Source organism: Streptomyces milbemycinicus (assembly GCF_002154605.1).
In the GTDB taxonomy this organism is placed as follows: Bacteria; Actinomycetota; Actinomycetes; order Streptomycetales; family Streptomycetaceae; genus Streptomyces; species Streptomyces milbemycinicus.
This window is the reverse complement of record NZ_MUNE01000150.1, coordinates 1-17912: the sequence shown is the minus strand read 5'-3', so window position 1 is coordinate 17912 and position 17912 is coordinate 1. Positions and strand designations below refer to the sequence as shown.

The following is a 17912-nucleotide window of genomic DNA, read 5'->3' as shown; positions in this document are numbered from 1 at the left end:
GTGCAGTGCGGCGTCCAGCAGGGCGGGGTGGATTCCGTACCGGGCGGCGTCCTGGGCCTGCTCCTCCGGCAGCGCGATCTCGGCGAGGACGTCCTCGCCGTCGCGCCACGCGGCGCGCAGGCCCTGGAAGACCGGGCCGTATCCATACCCCGCCCCGACGGCCCGCTCATAGAAACCGTCGACGTCGAGCGGCTGGGCACCGGGCGGCGGCCACGCGCCCGCCGGAGCGGGAGCCGGCGCGCTCCCGGGCGCGAGCGCACCGGTGGCGTGCAGGGTCCAGGCCGTGTCCGGGTGGGCGTCCTCGGGACGGGCGTGGAGCCGCAGCGCCCGGCGGCCGGTCTCGTCCGGCGCGCCCACCGTGAGCTGCACCTGCACACCACCGCGCTCGGGCAGCACCAGCGGCTCGGCCGCCGTCAGCCGCTCCACCTGGCCGCACTCCGCCTCCCGGGCCGCGGCGAACGCCAGCTCCAGCAGCGCCGCTCCGGGCACCACGACCGCCCCGAGGGCGGTGTGTTCGGCGAGCCAGGGGTGGGTCCGCGCCGAGAGCCGCGCGGTGAGCAGCAGGCCGCCGTCCGCGGCCAGTCGCACGGTGGCGCCCAGCAGCGGATGGTCGGCGGCGGCGAGGCCGAGGCCCGCCGGGTCAGTGGCGGACGCGGTGCCGGCGTCGAGCCAGTAGCGCTCGCGCTGGAAGGCGTACGTGGGCAGGGCGACACGCCGCGCCCCCGTCCCCGCGAACACTGCGTCCCAGTCGACTTCCAGACCGCGTACGTGCCCCTCGGCGAGCGAGGTCAGGAACCGCTCCGGACCGCCCTCGTCGCGGCGCAGGGTGCCCAGAGCGACGGCGGGGCGGCCGGTGTCCTCGAAGGTCTCCTGCAGACCGACGGTGAGCACCGGGTGGGCGCTGGACTCGATGAAGAAGCCACACCCGTCGTCCAGCAGGGCGCGGACCGTCTCATCGAAACGCACGGTCCGGCGGAGGTTGGTGTACCAGTACTCGGCGTCCAGGCGCTCGGTGTCGATGAGCCCGCCGGTCACGGTCGAGTAGAAGGGAACGGCCGAGGTACGGGGCCGGATGCCCTCCAGGGCGCCGATGACCTGCTCACGGATGGACTCCACCTGCGCCGAATGCGACGCGTAATCCACCGCGATCCGGCGAGCGCGTAAATCCTCAGCCTCGCAGGACGCAAGCAACTCATCCAGCGCCCCCGGCTCACCAGACACCACCGTGGACGACGGCCCATTGACCGACGCGATCGAAATCCGCCCGCCCCAAGCCTCGATACGAGCCCGTACCTCCTCGGCAGGCAGCGGCACCGACACCATGCCACCCCGCCCCGACAACCCCTCGGCAATCGCCCGCGCCCGCAACGCCACCACACACGCCGCGTCCTCCAGGGACAGGGCCCCGGCGACGGCAGCCGCCGCGATCTCACCCTGACTGTGACCAATGACGGCCGCCGGCTCCACACCCACCGAACGCCACACCGCCGCCAACGACACCATCACCGCCCACAACGACGCCTGGACCACCACCACATCATCCAGCGAAGGCGCGTCGGCACTGCCGCACACCACATCCACCACCGACCAGCCCACATACGGCCGCAACGCCACATCACACTCCGCCAGCCGCTCCGCGAACACCGGCGACGACTCCAGCAACCCCGCCGCCATCCCCCGCCACTGCGACCCCTGACCCGGGAACACGAACACGGTCCGCCACACGAGGTCGGCTTCGGCGTCGTCGATCGCGGCCACGCCCCGCACCACGTGCGGTGCCGAGTCGCCCGCGGTGAGCGCGGCGAGCCCGGTCACGGCGCTGTCGCGGTCGGTCGCGAGCACCACTCCACGGTGTTCCAGCGCGGCGCGGGTGGCGGTGAGCGACCAGCCTGTGTCCGTCACGGCCGCCTCGTCCCGGTCGCCGGTGAACGCCGCCAGTCGGGCGGCCTGGGCCCGCAGTCCGGCCTCGGACCGGCCGGAGACCACCCACGGGACGGCGGTCGCCGTGAGCCCGGAAACCGCCGCGGCGGCACCGGGCCCCGACTCCGGCTCGGGGGCCGGGTCCGGGTCCGGGTCCTGCGTGGGCTGCGGCTCCTCGAGGATGACGTGCGTGTTCGTGCCGCTGATGCCGAACGCCGAGACCGCGGCCCGACGCGGACGGCCGTCGGTCGTCCACTCCACCGGTTCGGTGAGCAGCCGCACCGCGCCCGACGACCAGTCGACGTGTGGGGTCGGCTCGTCCACGTGCAGGGTCTTCGGCAGCAGCCCGTGCCGCATCGCCTGTGTCATCTTGATGACACCCGCCACGCCCGCGGCCGCCGACGTGTGCCCGATGTTCGACTTGACGGAGCCCAGCCACAGCGGCCGGTCGGCGGGTCGGCGCTGCCCGTACGTGGCCAGCAGGGCGTGGGCTTCGATCGGGTCGCCCAGCGTCGTACCCGTGCCGTGCGCCTCCACCGCGTCGATCTGGTCCGGAGCGACCCGCGCGTTGCGGAGGGCGGCGCGGATCACCCGCTCCTGGGAAGGGCCGTTGGGGGCGGTGAGGCCGTTGCTGGCGCCGTCCTGGTTGACGGCGGTGCCGCGTACCACCGCGAGCACCTCATGGCCGTTGCGGCGCGCGTCGGAGAGCCGTTCGACCAGCAGCAGGCCGAGCCCCTCGGCCGGGCCGAAGCCATCGGCGGAGGCGGCGAAGGCCCGGCAGCGGCCGTCGGGGGACAGCGCCCGCTGGCGGCTGAACTCCGCGTAGCCGATGGAGGTGGACATCACCGTCACCCCGCCGGCCACCGCGAGTGAGCATTCGCCCGAGCGCAGCGCCGTGGCGGCCATGTGCAGGGCCACCATGGACGACGAGCAGGCGGCGTCCACGGTGACGGCGGGCCCCTCCAGGCCGAAGGTGTACGCGACCCGGCCGGACATGACGCTCGCGAAGTTGCCGGTGGCGTAATAGCCCTCGACGACCTCGGGAATGGCCTGGAGCTTCCAGCCGTAGTCCATCGAACTGAAGCCGATGAAGGTGCCGGTGGGGCTGCCCTTGAGGGATTTTGGGTCGATTCCGGCCCGTTCGAAAAGCTCCCAGGCGCCTTCCAGCAGCAGCCGCTGCTGAGGGTCCATGGCCAGGGCCTCGCGCGGGGATATGCCGAAGAATCCCGCGTCGAATTCGGTGGCGTCGTGCAGGAATCCGCCGCCGCGCACATAGCTCTTCCCGGGGCGGGTGGGGTCGGGGTCGTACTCGCCCTCGATGTCCCAGCCCCGGTCGGTGGGGAACTCGGTGATCGCGTCCCGGCCCTCGGCGACCAGCTCCCACAGCTCCTCGGGGGAGGTCACTCCACCCGGATAGCGGCAGGCCATGCCGACGATGGCGATCGGTTCGCCGTGCGCCGCCGTCTCCGCCGCCGCCTCCGCCTCGCGCAGCCGGTGCTGGGTCTGCCGCAGATCGCCGGTCACCCGCTTGAGATAGGCGAGCAGTTTCTCTTCGTTCTCCGCCATTGCCCCTAATTCCCCACTCGCGTCGCATCGAGACCGTGCTGCGGGCGCCAATTCCCCATACCGATGGCGGACATGGATCAGGAATCCCCCCATTCCTTTTCGAGCAAGTCGAACATTTCCTCGGCTGATGCCGATGCGAGATCGTCGTCGGGCGCGTCGGCCGCGTCGGGGCCGGGGGCGGCCGTCGGTGCCGTTCCGTCGCCCGGTGTCACGCGGCTGTCCCGTAGCTTCCAGACCAGGGCTTCGAGCCGTTCCGCGACCTTCGTCGCGCTCTCGCCGTCACCGGAGAGCCCGGCGATACCGGCCTCCAGCGCCTCCAGCTCGCCGAACACGGACACCGCCGCGCCACCCCGCGAATCCGGTATGACCTGGGCCCGCAGATGCTTGGCCAGGGCGGCGGGCGTGGTGTGGTCGAAGACCAGGCTGGCGGGGAGGCGCAGCCCGGTGGCGGCGTTGAGCCGGTTGCGCAGTTCGACCGCGGTCAGGGAATCGAAGCCGATCTCCTTGAAGGCCATGCCCGCCTGGATGCCGTCGGCGCCGGTGTGGCCCAGGACGGCCGCCACTTCGGTACGAACCAGCTCCAGCAACTCCTTGAGCTGCTCGTTCTCCGACAGCTCGGTGAGCCGGGCGGCCAGCGCCGCACCCCTGTCGGCGTCCTCGGCGCCACCGCCCTCGGCCTCGCGCAACGCGCGCTGGGCCTCGGGCAGTTCGGCCAGCAGCGGGCTGGGGCGGGCGGCGGTGAAGCCGAGCACGAACCGTTCCCACTCGACGTCCGCGACGGCCACGAAGGTCTCGTCGTGCTCCACGGCCCGCACCATCGCGGAGATGGCCGACTCGGGCGCCATCTCCAGGACGCCGCGCCGCCCCATGTACTCGGTGGCCCCGTCGAGCGCCATCATTCCGCCGCCGCCCCAGGCGCCCCACGCGACGGATGTCGTGGTCCGGCCGCGCGCCCGCCGCTCCTCGGCGAACAGGTCGAGGAAGGCGTTGCCCGCGGCGTACGCGCCCTGGCCACCGCTGCCCCAGACGGCCGCGTTGGAGGAGAAGACCACGAACGCGTCCAGCGGGGTGTCCCCGAGCACCTCGTCCAGGTGCACCGCGCCCGCCACCTTGCCGGAGGTGATGCGGACGACGTCATCCGGTGTGGTGTCGGTGACGGGTACGTACGTCTGAGGGACGCCCGCGGTGTGGATGACCGCGGTGAGCGGATGGTCCTCGGGAACGCCCGCGACCAGCGCGGCCACCGCCTCGCGGTCCGCCATGTCGCAGGCCGCGATGGTGACCCTGGCCCCCGAACGCTCGATCCGCGCGCGCAGTTCGGCGGCGCCCGGGGCGTCGGGGCCCCGGCGGCTGGTAAGCAGCAGATGCCCGGCCCCGTTGCGGGCGAACCAGTCCGCCACCTGCGCACCGACGCCACCCGTACCGCCGGTGATCAGCACGGTGCCCTTCGGGTCCCACTCCCGTACGGCGGGCTCCGCCTCCAGCGGCACGCGGATCAGCCGGCGGGCGTACGTACCGGAGGCGCGGACCGCTATCTGGTCCTCGTACGCGTCCGTGGCGCCCTCCTGGTGCGGCACACCGGAGAGCGTGGTAGCGAGCCGGTCCACCGTGGCGTCGTCGGCCACGTCGGGCAGGTCGACCAACCCGCCCCAGCGCTTGGGGTGTTCGAGCGCGAGCACCCGGCCCAGACCCCAGGTCTGCGCCTGATGCGGCCGCGCCTCCGGGTCCCCGGCCCGGCCGGTCAGCACACCGCCACGGGTGGCGGCCCACAGCGGGCCCGCCGCCTCGACATCGTCCATGGCCTGGGCCAGCGCCATGGTGGCGAGGACCCCGGCGGGAACGGCCGGGTGGCCGGGGTGCGGGGTCTCGTCGAGGGCGAGGAGCGACAGCACGCCAGCGGTGCCGTCCTGGTCGGCGAGCGCCGGGCGCAGCAGGTCGGCCAGATGCGCACGGTCCGCCGCGACCGGGTCCACGGCCAGCAGCTCGACCTGCGCGCCATGGCCCTCCAGGGCCCGTACGGCACCGGCGGCCCAGGCGTCGTCGGTCAGTCCGGCCGGGACGAGCAGCAGCCAGCGTCCGGTGAGGGCCGGGGCCGGGGCCGACGGGGCGGTGGCAGGCCGCCAAGCGGCGCGGTAGCGCCAGCGGTCCACCGTCGAACGCTCACGCCGCCGCCGTCGCCACGACGAGAGCGCGGGCAGAACGGCGCTCAGCGGCTGGTCGGCCGCCACGTCCAGCTCGGCCGCCACCCCATCGAGGTCGCCGCGCTCGACGGCACCCCAGAACTCGGCCTCCAGCACGTCACCGGCGCCTTCGGTGGCATCGGCGTCGACGGACGTCGCGAGGTCGTCCAGCCAGTAGCGCTGCCGCTGGAAGGCATACGTGGGCAACTCGACGCGGCGCGCGTCCGTCCCCGCGAACAACGCCTCCCAGTCAACCGGCAGACCGCGTACGTACCCCTCGGCCATCGACGTCAGGAACCGCTCCGCGCCACCCTCGTCACGCCGCAGCGATCCGATCGCGACCGCGTCAACCTCCGCGTCCTCGAAGGTGGCCTGCGCGCCCATCGTCAGCACCGGGTGCGCACTGGACTCCACGAAGAAACGAAAACCGTCGGCGAGCAGAGCGCGTACCGCGCCTTCGAAGTCCACCGGCTGACGGGCATTACGGAACCAGTACTCCGCGCCCAGCTCCGTGGTCTCCAGCGCGCTGCCGGTCACCGTCGAATAGAACGGCACCTCACCACGCCGGGGCGCCACATCCGCGAACATCTCCAGAATGCGGTCCCGCAGGGGATCGACCTGAGCGCAGTGCGAGGCCACCGTCGAACCCACGACCCGCGCCCGGATCTCCTCCGCCTGGCACCCGGCGACAAACTCCTCCAGCGCCGCGACCTCTCCTGCGACGGTGACAGCGCCCGGCCCGTTGCGACCCGCGATGACCAGACGGCCGTCCCACGCCGCAAGCCGCTCCTCCACAGCCTCGGCGGACAACGTCACCGACGCCACCGCACCCTTGCCCACCAACTCGTCGGCGAACAGCGCGCTACGCAGAACCACAAACCGCGCCGCATCCTCAAGCGACAGGACGCCGGCGACACACGCCGCCGCGATCTCGCCCTGGCTGTGGCCCACCACGGCAGCGGGCTCCACGCCCACCGCACGCCACAGGGCCGCCAGCGACACGTTCACCGCGAACAACACCGGCTGAAGCACCTCAATGCGCTCCAGCGACGGCGCACCCGACGCACCGCGAACCACATCCAGCGCCGACCACTCCACATGCGCCCGCAACACCGCATCGCACTCGGCGAACCGCTCCGCGAACACCGGCGAGGAATCGAGAAGCTCCGCCGCCATCCCACGCCACTGCGACCCCTGACCCGGGAAGACAAACACCACCCGGCCCCGCACATCCGCCGCACCCGACACCACACCCGCCGCCGGCACACCCTCGGCCACCGCGCCCAGACCCGACACCGCCGCATCGCGGTCCCCGGCCAGCACCACACTCCGGTGCTCCAACACCGCCCGCGACGCCACCAACGACCAGCCCACATCAGCCAGGGAACCCTCACCCGCCAACGCCGCCAGCCGACCCGCCTGACCCCGCAGGCCGGCCTCACTCTTGCCCGACACCACCCACGGCACCGTGTCCGTGACCAACACCGGCTGCTCCTCGCGCGGCTCCTCCGCAGGCTCCTGCGCCGGAGCCTCTTCGAGGATCACGTGCGCGTTCGTGCCGCTGATGCCGAACGACGACACCGCCACGCGCCGCGGGCGGCCATTGCCGTGCCATTCCACCGGCTCGTTCAGCAGCCGGACCGTGCCCGCCGACCAGTCCACTTCCGGGGACGGTTCGTCCGCGTGCAGGGTGCTCGGCAGGATGCCGTGGCGCATGGCCATCACCATCTTGATGAGTCCCGCGGCGCCGGCCGCGGCCTGGGTGTGGCCGATGTTGGACTTGATGGAGCCGAGCCACAGGGGCCGGTCCGCCGGGCGGTCCTTGCCGTATGTGGCGAGCAGGGCGCCCGCCTCGATCGGGTCACCCAGCGTGGTGCCGGTGCCGTGGGCTTCCACGGCGTCGATGTCGTCGGCGCTGAGCCGGGCGTTGGCCAGGGCGGCGCGGATGACGCGCTGCTGGGACGGGCCGTTGGGGGCGGTGAGGCCGTTGGAGGCGCCGTCCTGATTGGTCGCGGAACCGCGTACCACCGCCAGCACCTGATGGCCCCGGCGACGCGCCTCCGACAGCCGCTCGACCAGCAGCATGCCCACGCCCTCGGAGAAGCCGGTGCCGTCGGCCGTCGCGCCGAATGCCTTGCAGCGCCCGTCGGGCGACAGCACGCGCTGGCGGCTGAACTCCACGAAGCCGAACGGGCTGGGCATCACCGTGACACCGCCGACCAGCGCGAGCGAGCATTCGTCCGAACGCAGCGCCTGGGCGGCCAGATGCAGCGCCACCAGCGACGACGAGCACGCCGTGTCGACGGTGATGGCCGGCCCTTCGAGCCCGAAGAGGTAGGACACCCGACCAGAGATGACGCTCAGCACGTTGCCCGTGACCGAGTAGCCCTCGACGCTCTGCTGGAGCTTGACGTCCTGGCCGTAGCCAGTGGTCACCGCGCCGATGTAGACACCGGTCCGGCTGCCGCGCAGCGACATCGGGTCGATGCCCGCCCGCTCCAGCACCTCCCAGGAGGATTCGAGGACCAGCCGCTGCTGCGGGTCCATGCCCAGCGCCTCACGCGGCGAGATGCCGAACAGCCCGGCGTCGAAGCGCGTGGCGTCACGCAGGAAGCCGCCCTCGCGGGCGTAGCTCTTGCCGGAACGCTCCGGGTCCGGGTCGTACAGCCGGTCCAGGTCCCAGCCACGGTCGGCCGGGAAGCCGGAGATGGCGTCGCGGCCGGAGGCCACCAGGTCCCACAGCCCTTCCGGGGAGTCGGCGTCGCCGGGGAAACGGCAGGCCATGGAGACGATCGCGATCGGATCGTCGTCCACCGCCGCCGCCACCGGCGCCGGGGCGAGGGTGTCGGTCCGGTCGCCGATGCCCAGCTCGGACCTGAGGTGTTCGGCGAGGGCGTTGGGCGTGGGGTGGTCGAAGATGAGGGTGGCGGGGAGGCGCAGACCGGTGGCCGATTGCAGGCGGTTGCGGAGTTCGACGGCGGTCAGGGAGTCGAAGCCGAGCTCCTTGAACGCACGCTCGGGTTCGACGGCCGCGGGCGAGCCGTGGCCGAGTACGGTCGCCACATGGGTCCGTACGAGATCCACCAGCGCCGCCGTGCGCTCCCCCTCCGACAGCGCGGCCAGCCGCCGTACCAGGGCCGAACCCTCGCCGCCCTGGGCCTCGGCCGCCTGTGCGACCCGGGCCCGGCGCACCGGACCGGCCACCGCCAGGCAGCGGGCCAGCGCCCGGACCACTTCGCTGCCCGCGCCCGACGCCCACGCCGTGGGATCGAGGCGCGAGGTGACGGCCAGGGGTTCGGCCATCCGCAGGGCGGCGTCGAACAGGGCCAGGCCCTGGTCGGTGGTCATGGGGACGATGCCGGAGCGCGCCATGCGCGCGCGGTCGGCCTGGTCGAGTCGGCCGGTCAGTTCGCTGGACTGCTCCCAGTGGCCCCAGGCGAGCGATACGCCGCTCAGCCCGGCCGCACGCCGGCGCGCGGCGAGAGCGTCCAGGAAGGTGTTCGCGGCCGCGTAGTTGGCCTGCCCCGGGCTGCCGAGGGTGCCGGCGAGCGAGGAGTAGAGCAAGAAGGCCGACAGGTCCAGGCCACGGGTGAGTTCGTGCAGGTTGAGTGCCGCGTCGACCTTCGGGCGCAGCACGCGCTCCAACCGCTCCGGGGTCAGCGTGCCGATCAGCCCGTCGTCCAGTGCGCCGGCCGCGTGGATGACACCGGTCAGCGGGCGGTCGGCGGGGATGGCCGCCAGGGTGGAGGAAAGCGCACGGCGGTTCGCCGCGTCGCAGGCGGCCACGTCCACCGTTTCCGCGCCCAGTTCGCGCAGGGCGGCCTCCAGTTCGGCCGCCCCGGTGGCGTCCGGTCCGCGTCGGCTGGTCAGCAGGAGGTGACGTATGCCGTGCTCGGCCACCAGATGACGGGCCAGCAACCCGCCCAGCGTGCCCGTGCCACCGGTGATGAGTACGGTGCCCGCCGGGTCGAGCGGCCTGGGAACGGTCAGCACGATCTTGCCGATGTGCCGCGCCTGGCTCATGAAACGAAGGGCTTCCGGTGAGCGGCGCACATCCCACGTCCGTACGGGGAGCGGCTTCAGCGCACCCCGCTCGAACAGCGCCACCAGCTCGGTCAGGATCGCGCCGAGCCGGTCCGGGGAGATCTCGGTGAGGGCGTACGCGTGGTAGTCGACGCCGGGGTGGTCGGCGGCCACGGTCTGCGGGTCGCGGATGTCGGTCTTGCCCATCTCCAGGAACCGGCCACCACGCGGCAACAACCGCAGCGACGCGTCCACGAACTCCTTCGCAAGCGAGTCCAGCACCACATCCACACCACGCCCACCGGTCACCGACCGGAACTTCTCCTCGAAGTCCAACGACCGCGACGACGCCATGTGCTCCTCATCGAAACCCATCCCCCGCAGCGTGTCCCACTTGCCCTCACTCGCCGTGACAAACACCTCAGCACCCCAGTGCCGGGCCAACTGCACCGCCGCCATCCCCACACCACCGGTCGCCGCATGGACCAACACCGACTCCCCCTCAGCCAGCCCCGCCAGATCCGCCAACCCGACGTACGCGGTCAGGAAGACGACGGGGATCGCCGCGGCCTGCTCGTACGACCAGCCCTCGGGGATCGGCGCGATCAGCCGCCGGTTCACCACGGACACCGGACCGAACGCCTCCGGCAGCAGCCCCATCACGCGATCGCCCACCGCGAACCCGGTGACGCCCGGCCCCACCTCGGTGATCACGCCCGCGCCCTCGGTGCCCATGTAGGCGTCGGGGTCGGGGTACATGCCGAGGCCGATCAGTACGTCGCGGAAGTTGACGCCCCCGGCGCGTACGGACACTCGCACCTGGCCCTCATCCAGCGGGGCCAGCGCCTCGGGGGCGGGCAGCAGCGCGAGGTTCTCCAGCGTCCCGGCACCGGTGGTGGCCAGCCGCCACGCCGCGTCGGCCGGCGGCAGCAACGCACCACCGCCCGAGGTGGCACGGGCGAGACGCGGAACGAAGAACCTGCCCTGACGCACCGCGAGTTGAGGCTCCTCGGCGCCCAGGGCGGTGGCGAGGGCGGTCGGCAGGATGTCGTCGTCCGGAGTGTCGAGGTCGATAAGGAGGAAGCGGCCGGGGTTCTCCGCCTGGGCGGTGCGCACGAGCCCCCACAGCGGGGCGTGCACCAGATCCGCCACGTCCTCACCACTACCGGCCGGCACCGCGCCCCGGGTGACGATGACCAGGCGGGACGAGGCGAACCGATCGTCGGCCAGCCATATCTGCGCCAGCGCCAGCGCCTCCGCCGTCACCGTGTGCACGGCACCCGCCACGTCCATGTCCGGCGCCGTGCGGAACTGCAGGCAGACGCACTCCGGCACCGCGGCCATCTCATTCAGCGCCGACAGGCTCTCGTGGCCACGGGTGGTCAGCACCGCGTAACCGTCCTCGGCGAGCGGCGCGGCCGGGGCCGCCTCCAGTGGGGTCCAGTCGAGGCGGAAGAGCGCGTCACGCGTGGCGTCGTTCACCTGGCGAAGCTGCTCGGGGGACACCGCCCGCAGGACGAGGGTGTCGATGGACGCCACGGGCGCGCCCGCGGTGTCCGCCACCGTCACCGCCACCGCGTCCTCACCCACCGGACGCACTCGCACGCGCAGCGTGGTAGCACCCACCGCGTGCAGAGAAACCCCCGACCAGGAGAACGGCAGCCGGATGCTTCCGATGTCGGCCGCGGAGCCGCCGTTCAGCAGCACGACCGGGTGGAGGGCGGCGTCCAGCAGAACCGGGTGGATACCGAACCGGCCGGCCTCCTGCGCCTGCTCCTCCGGCAACACGATCTCGGCGAGGATGTCATCACCGTCCCGCCAGGCCGCCCGCAGCCCCTGGAAGACCGGCCCGTACTCGTAACCCGCCTCGGCCACCTGTGCGTAGAACGCGTCCACCGCGACCGGCCGCGCGCCCGACGGCGGCCACGCCGTCAGATCGCCCGCCGCCGACGGCTGCTGTCCGCCGACCGTGCCGGTGGCGTGGCGCGTCCAAGGCGCGTCCGCTGGGGCGTCCTCGGGACGGGAGTGCAGGGCCAGTTCGCGGCGGCCCGCCTCGTCGGGCGCGGACACCGAAAGCTGCACCTGGACGCCGCCCTGCTCGGGCAGCACCAGCGGCGCGGCGAGGATCAGGTCCTCGACCTGGGCACACCCCACCTCGTCGGCGGCGCGCAGGGCCAGCTCCACCAGCGCCGTGCCGGGCACCAGCACGGTGCCGGACACCGCATGGTCGGCCAGCCACGGATGAGTGCGCAGCGAGACCCGTCCCGTCAGCAGCAACTGATCCTCACCCGCGAGCCGCACCGCCGCACCCAGCAGCGGATGGTCCGTCGCACCGAGACCGAAACCGGAGGCATCACCGCTCGGGGCTGTGGCGGCCGGCTGAAGCCAGAACTGCTGTCGCTGGAAGGCGTACGTGGGCAGATCGACGCGCCGCGCCCCCGTTCCCGCGAACACCGCGTCCCAGTCGACCTCCAGACCGCGTACGTACCCCTCGGCGAGCGAGGTCAGGAACCGCTCCGTACCGCCCTCGTCACGGCGCAGCGTGCCCAGGGCGATGGCGGCGCTCGCGGTGTCCTCGAAGGTCTCCTGAAGACCGACCGTGAGCACCGGGTGGGCGCTGGACTCCACGAAGAAACCGAAACCATCGCCCAGCAACGCCCGGACCGTCTCATCGAAACGGACCGTCTGACGGAGGTTCGTGTACCAGTACTCGGCGTCCAGCCCGGACGTATCGATGACGCCGCCGGTCACGGTCGAGTAGAAGGAAATCTCACCCCGGCGCGGCTCGATGCCCCCCAGAGCGCCGATCACCTGCTCACGGATGGACTCCACCTGCGCGGAATGCGACGCGTAATCCACCGCGATACGACGCGCCCGAACCTCATCCGCCTCACACGCAGCCAGCAACTCATCCAGCGCCTCCGGCTCACCCGACACCACCGTGGACGACGGCCCATTCACCGACGCGACCGAAATCCGCTCACCCCAGCGCTCCAGCCGCTCCCGCACCTCCCCGGCAGGCAGCGGCACCGACACCATGCCACCCCGACCCGACAGCCCCTCGGCAATCGCCCGCGCACGCAAGGCCACCACACGCGCCGCGTCCCCCAGCGACAACGCCCCCGACACCGCGGCCGCCGCGATCTCACCCTGGCTGTGACCGATGACGGCAGCCGGCTCCACACCCGCCGAACGCCACACCGCCGCCAGCGACACCATCACCGCCCACAACGCGGACTGCACCACCACCACGTCATCCAGCGACGCGGCATCCTCACCACCGCGCACCACATCCACCACCGACCAGCCCACATGCGGCCGCAACGCCGCATCACACTCCGCAAGCCGCTCCGCGAACACCGAAGACGACTCCAGCAACCCAGCCGCCATACCCCGCCACTGCGACCCCTGACCAGGGAAGACGAACACCACACGACCGGGCTCCTCGGTGGCCACACCGGTCACCACACCTGTCGGGGCTGTCCCCTCGGCCAGGGCGTTGAGCCCGGTCAGCGCGCTCTCGCGGTCGGCGGCGAGGACCACGCTCCGGTGTTCGAGCGCGGCGCGCGTGGCCGAGAGCGACCAGCCCACATCGGTCAGCGACAGCTCGTCGTGCCCACCGGCGAACTCCGCGAGCCGCCCGGCCTGGCCGCGCAGTCCGGCCTCGGTGCGGCCGGAGACCACCCACGGCACCACCAGCGAGTCGAGGGCGCCGGGTGCGGCGGGGGCCTCGATGGGTGGCTGTGGCTCCGTTTCGTATTCGAGGATCACGTGGGCGTTGGTGCCGCTCGCGCCGAAGGCCGAGACACCGGCCCGGCGCGGACGGCCGTCGGTCGTCCACTCCACCGGCTGGGTCAGCAACTCCACATCGCCGGAGGTCCAGTCGACGTGCGGGGTCGGCTCGTCGACGTGCAGGGTACCGGGGAGGACGCCGTGACGCATCGCCTCCACCATCTTGATGACACCCGCGACACCCGCCGCGGCCTGCGCATGACCGATGTTGGACTTCACCGACCCCAGCCGCAGCGGCCGGCCCTCCAACCGGCCCTGGCCGTACGTGGTCAGCAGCGCCTGTGCCTCGATCGGGTCACCCAGCGTCGTACCCGTGCCATGGGCCTCCACCGCATCCACATCGCCCACCCCGAGGCGGGCGTTGGCCAGCGCGGCACGGATGACACGCTGCTGGGACGGACCATTCGGCGCCGTGAGCCCGTTGCTGGCGCCGTCCTGGTTGACGGCCGAACCCCGCACCACCGCCAGCACGTTGTGGCCATTGCGGCGCGCATCCGACAGCCGCTCCACCAGCAGCACACCGACACCCTCGGACCACCCGGCACCATCCGCCGACGCTGAGAACGCCTTGCACCGCCCATCCGGCGCCATCCCCCGCTGACGGCTGAACTCCACGAACAGCGTGGGCCTCGACATGACGGTGACACCGCCGGCCAGCGCCATCGAGCATTCGCCCGAGCGCAGCGCCTGCACGGCCAGATGCAGGGCCACCAGGGAGGACGAACAGGCGGTGTCCACCGTGACGGCGGGCCCTTCGAGGCCGAAGGTGTAGGCGACCCGGCCGGATACGGCGGCGGGCGAGGCGCCCATCAGCGCGTAGCCCTCGATCTCGCCCTGGAGCTGTTCGACGCGGGCCGCGTAGTCGTGATGCATGACACCGGCGAACACACCGGTCGAGCTGCCCTTCAGCGTCCGCGGATCGATCCCCGCCCGCTCGAACACCTCCCACGACGTCTCCAGCAACAACCGCTGCTGCGGATCCATCGCAAGCGCCTCACGCGGCGAAATCCCGAAGAAACCAGGATCGAACTCCCCCGCCTCATACAGGAAACCACCCTCCCGCGAATAGCTCTTCCCCACCGCCTCCGGATCCGGGTCATACAGCCCCTCGACATCCCAGCCACGATTCGTCGGGAACAGAGACACCGCGTCCCCGCCCGACTCCACCAGCCGCCACAGGTCCTCCGGAGACGCCACCCCACCCGGGAACCGGCAGGCCATCCCCACGATGGCGATCGGCTCGTCGGCCACTCCCGACGCCACCACGGCCGGGGCCGCGTCGCCGAGCCCGAGCCCGAGGGCCTCCGAGCGCAGGTAGCCGGCGACGGCGAGCGGGGTCGGGTAGTCGAAGACGAGGGTCGCGGGCAGCCGCAGACCGGTCGCCACCCCCAGCCGGTTGCGCAGTTCGAGGGCGGTGAGCGAGTCGAAGCCCAGCTCCTTGAACGGGCGGTTCGCCTCGACGGTCTCCCCGTCGGCGTGTCCGAGTACGGTCGCCACCCGGCCGCGTACGAGGTCGAGCAGGAAGCGGAGTTGCTCGTCGTCGGACATCCCGGACAGGCCGCGCAGCAGACTGTCCGCGTCCTCGCCGGTGCTGGCGGTGCGCCGCGCGGGGGCGCGGACGAGGTTGCGGTAGAGCGGGAAGAGCTCACCGTCGGCGGCGAGCGTGCGCAGCCCGGCGAGGTCCAGGCGGCTGAGGACGAGCGCGGCGTCGTCGCCGCTGTCGGCGCATCCGGCGTCGAACAGGCTCAGGCCCTGCTCGGAGGACATCCGGGCGACGCCCATGCGCAGATAGCGGGCCACATCGGCGTCGTCGAGGTGGCCGGTCAGCTCGCTGCTCTGGGCCCAGTAGCCCCAGATCAGCGAGCGGGCCGGGAGGCCGTCCGCGCGGCGGTGCTGGGCGAGGGCGTCCAGGAAGGCGTTGGCGGCCGCGTAGTTGCCCTGGCCCGGGTTGCCGAGCGTGGCGGCGATGGAGGAGAAGAGGACGAAGGCGGACAGGTCCAGGTCGCGGGTCAGCTCATGCAGATGGACCGCCGCATCCACCTTGGGCCGCAGCACGCGCGCCAACTGGTCCGGCTCCAGCGTGGTCACCAGCCCGTCGTCCAGCACACCGGCCGCATGGATCACGGCCTTCAGCGGGCGGTCGGCGGGGATACCGGATAGGACGGCTGCCAGCGCGTCGCGGTCCGCCGCGTCACACGCCGCCACCTCGACCCACTCCGCACCCAGCTCCCGCAGCGCGGCCTCCAGCTCACCCGCGCCCGCAGCCTCACGCCCCTGACGACTCGCCAACAGCAGGCCCCGCACGCCATGCTCGGCCACCAGGTGGCGGGCCAGCAGCCCGCCCAGGGCGCCCGTACCGCCCGTGATCAGCACGGTGCCCTCGGGGCCGAAGCGGGGGGTCTGCGGGGTCGCGGACGCGCGCGGGGCGCGTACCAGACGCGGCACGAGCACCGCGCCGTCGCGGACCGCCACCTGCGGCTCGTCCAGCTCGACGGCGGTGGCGACGGCGGTGGCGACGGCCGACAGCCCGTCCCGCGCCGCACCGTCGAGGTCCACCAGCACGAACTGGCCCGGGTTTTCGGACTGGGCGGTGCGCAGCAGACCCCACACCGGGGCGTGCACGAGATCGGCCACGTCCTCGCCGGGCCCGGTGGACACCGCGCCACGGGTCACCAGCACCAGCCGCGAGGACTCCAGCCGGGCGTCGTCCAGCCACGCCCGCACCAGCTCCAGCGCGCGGGTGGTGGCCGTGTGCACGAGGCCGGGAAGTTCACCGTCGAGGTCGTGCGGCTCGGGGTCGAGGAAGGCGACGACGGTCGGTGGCACGGCCGCGCCCTCGGCGGCCGGCCCGGCCAGCAGCGCCGGAACGTCCTCGTAGTCCCCGTCCGGACCGATGGTCACCCAGTCGGGGGTCCCGGTGACGGGCCGCAGGGGTGTCCAGCCGATGCGGAAGAGGGCGTCCCGGGTCGGGTCGCCCGCCTGCCGCAACTGCTCGGGCGACACCGGGCGCAGGACGAGGGAGTCGACGGTGGCGACGGGGGCGCCGGAGGGGTCCGCGACCGTCACCGCCACCGTGTCCTCGCCGGCCGGCCGTACGTGGACGCGCAGCCTGGTGGCGCCCACGGCGTACAGCGACACACCGGACCAGGAGAAAGGCAGCCGGAGCTGATCCGCCTCGCCCGTGGGCGGGTCCAGCAGAGCGGCGGGGTGAAGTGCGGCGTCGAGCAGTGCCGGGTGGAGGCCGAACCGGCCCGCCTCCTGGGCCTGCTCCTCCGCCAGCTCCACGTCGGCGTACACGGCCCCGTCGGCGCCGCGCCACGCGGCCCGCAGCCCCCGGAACGCCGGGCCGTAGCCGTAGCCCGCGTCCGCGATCCGGTCGTAGAAGTCCTCGACCGCGACGGCTTCGGCACCGGGCGGCGGCCACGCCGCCAGGCCGTCGGGTACGGGGGCGCGCTCGACGGCGAGCACACCGGTGGCGTGTCGCGTCCACGGCCCGTCGGTCGTGTCCTCCGGGCGGGAGTGGACGGCCAGTTCGCGGCGGCCTGCCGCGTCGGGGGCGGACACCGAAAGCTGCACCTGGACACCGCCGCGCTCGGGCAGCACCAGCGGTGCCTCCAGGGTCAGTTCGTCCACCAGTTCGCAGCCGACCTCGTCGGCGGCGCGCAGTCCCAGCTCGACGAAGGCCGCCGCCGGGACGAGGACGGTGCCAAGGGCGGCGTGGTCGGCGAGCCACGGGTGGGTCCGCAGCGACAGCCGCCCGGTCAGCAGCGACTGGTCCTTGCCAGCCACCTGCACGGCGGCACCCAGCAGCGGGTGGTCGGCGGCCCCGAGACCGAGCCCGGTGGCGGCGGCGGTGTCCAGGGCCTGGGACTCCAGCCAGTAGCGCTTGTGCTGGAACGCGTACGTCGGCAGGTCCAGCAGCAGCCGGGCGCCGCTTCCGGCGAACACCGCGTCCCAGTCGACGGGCAGGCCGTGGACGTATCCCTCGGCGAGAGAGGTCAGGAACCGCTCCGGACCGCCCTCGTCGCGGCGCAGGGTGCCCAGAGCGACGGCGGCGCTATCGGTGTCCTCGAAGTTCTCCTGAAGGCCCACAGTGAGCACCGGATGCGCACTGGACTCCACGAAGAAGCCGAAACCATCGCCCAGCAACGCCCGGACCGTCTCATCGAAACGCACGGTCCGGCGGAGGTTGGTGTACCAGTACTCGGCATCCAGCGCGGTGGTGTCGATGACACCACCGGTCACGGTCGAGTAAAAGGGAACCTCACCCCGACGTGGCTCGATGCCCTCCAGAGCGCCGATGACCTGCTCACGGATGGACTCCACCTGCGCCGAATGCGACGCGTAATCCACCGCGATACGACGCGCCCGTGCGCCATCGGCCTCACACGCCGCCAGCAACTCATCCAACGCCCCCGGCTCACCAGACAC

At 72.8% G+C, this 17912-nt stretch carries 2 protein-coding genes; both read right to left on the bottom strand.

Translation table 11 applies throughout. The annotated features are described in order from the left end of the window. A partial coding sequence (locus CCN51_RS13910; RefSeq protein ID WP_143675800.1) for a type I polyketide synthase occupies positions 1-3486 on the bottom strand: 3486 nt, incomplete at its 3' end. A gap of 77 nt (positions 3487-3563) precedes the next feature. Beyond that, the coding region (locus CCN51_RS13905; RefSeq protein WP_143675799.1) for a type I polyketide synthase at positions 3564-17912 on the bottom strand (14349 nt) is incomplete at its 5' end.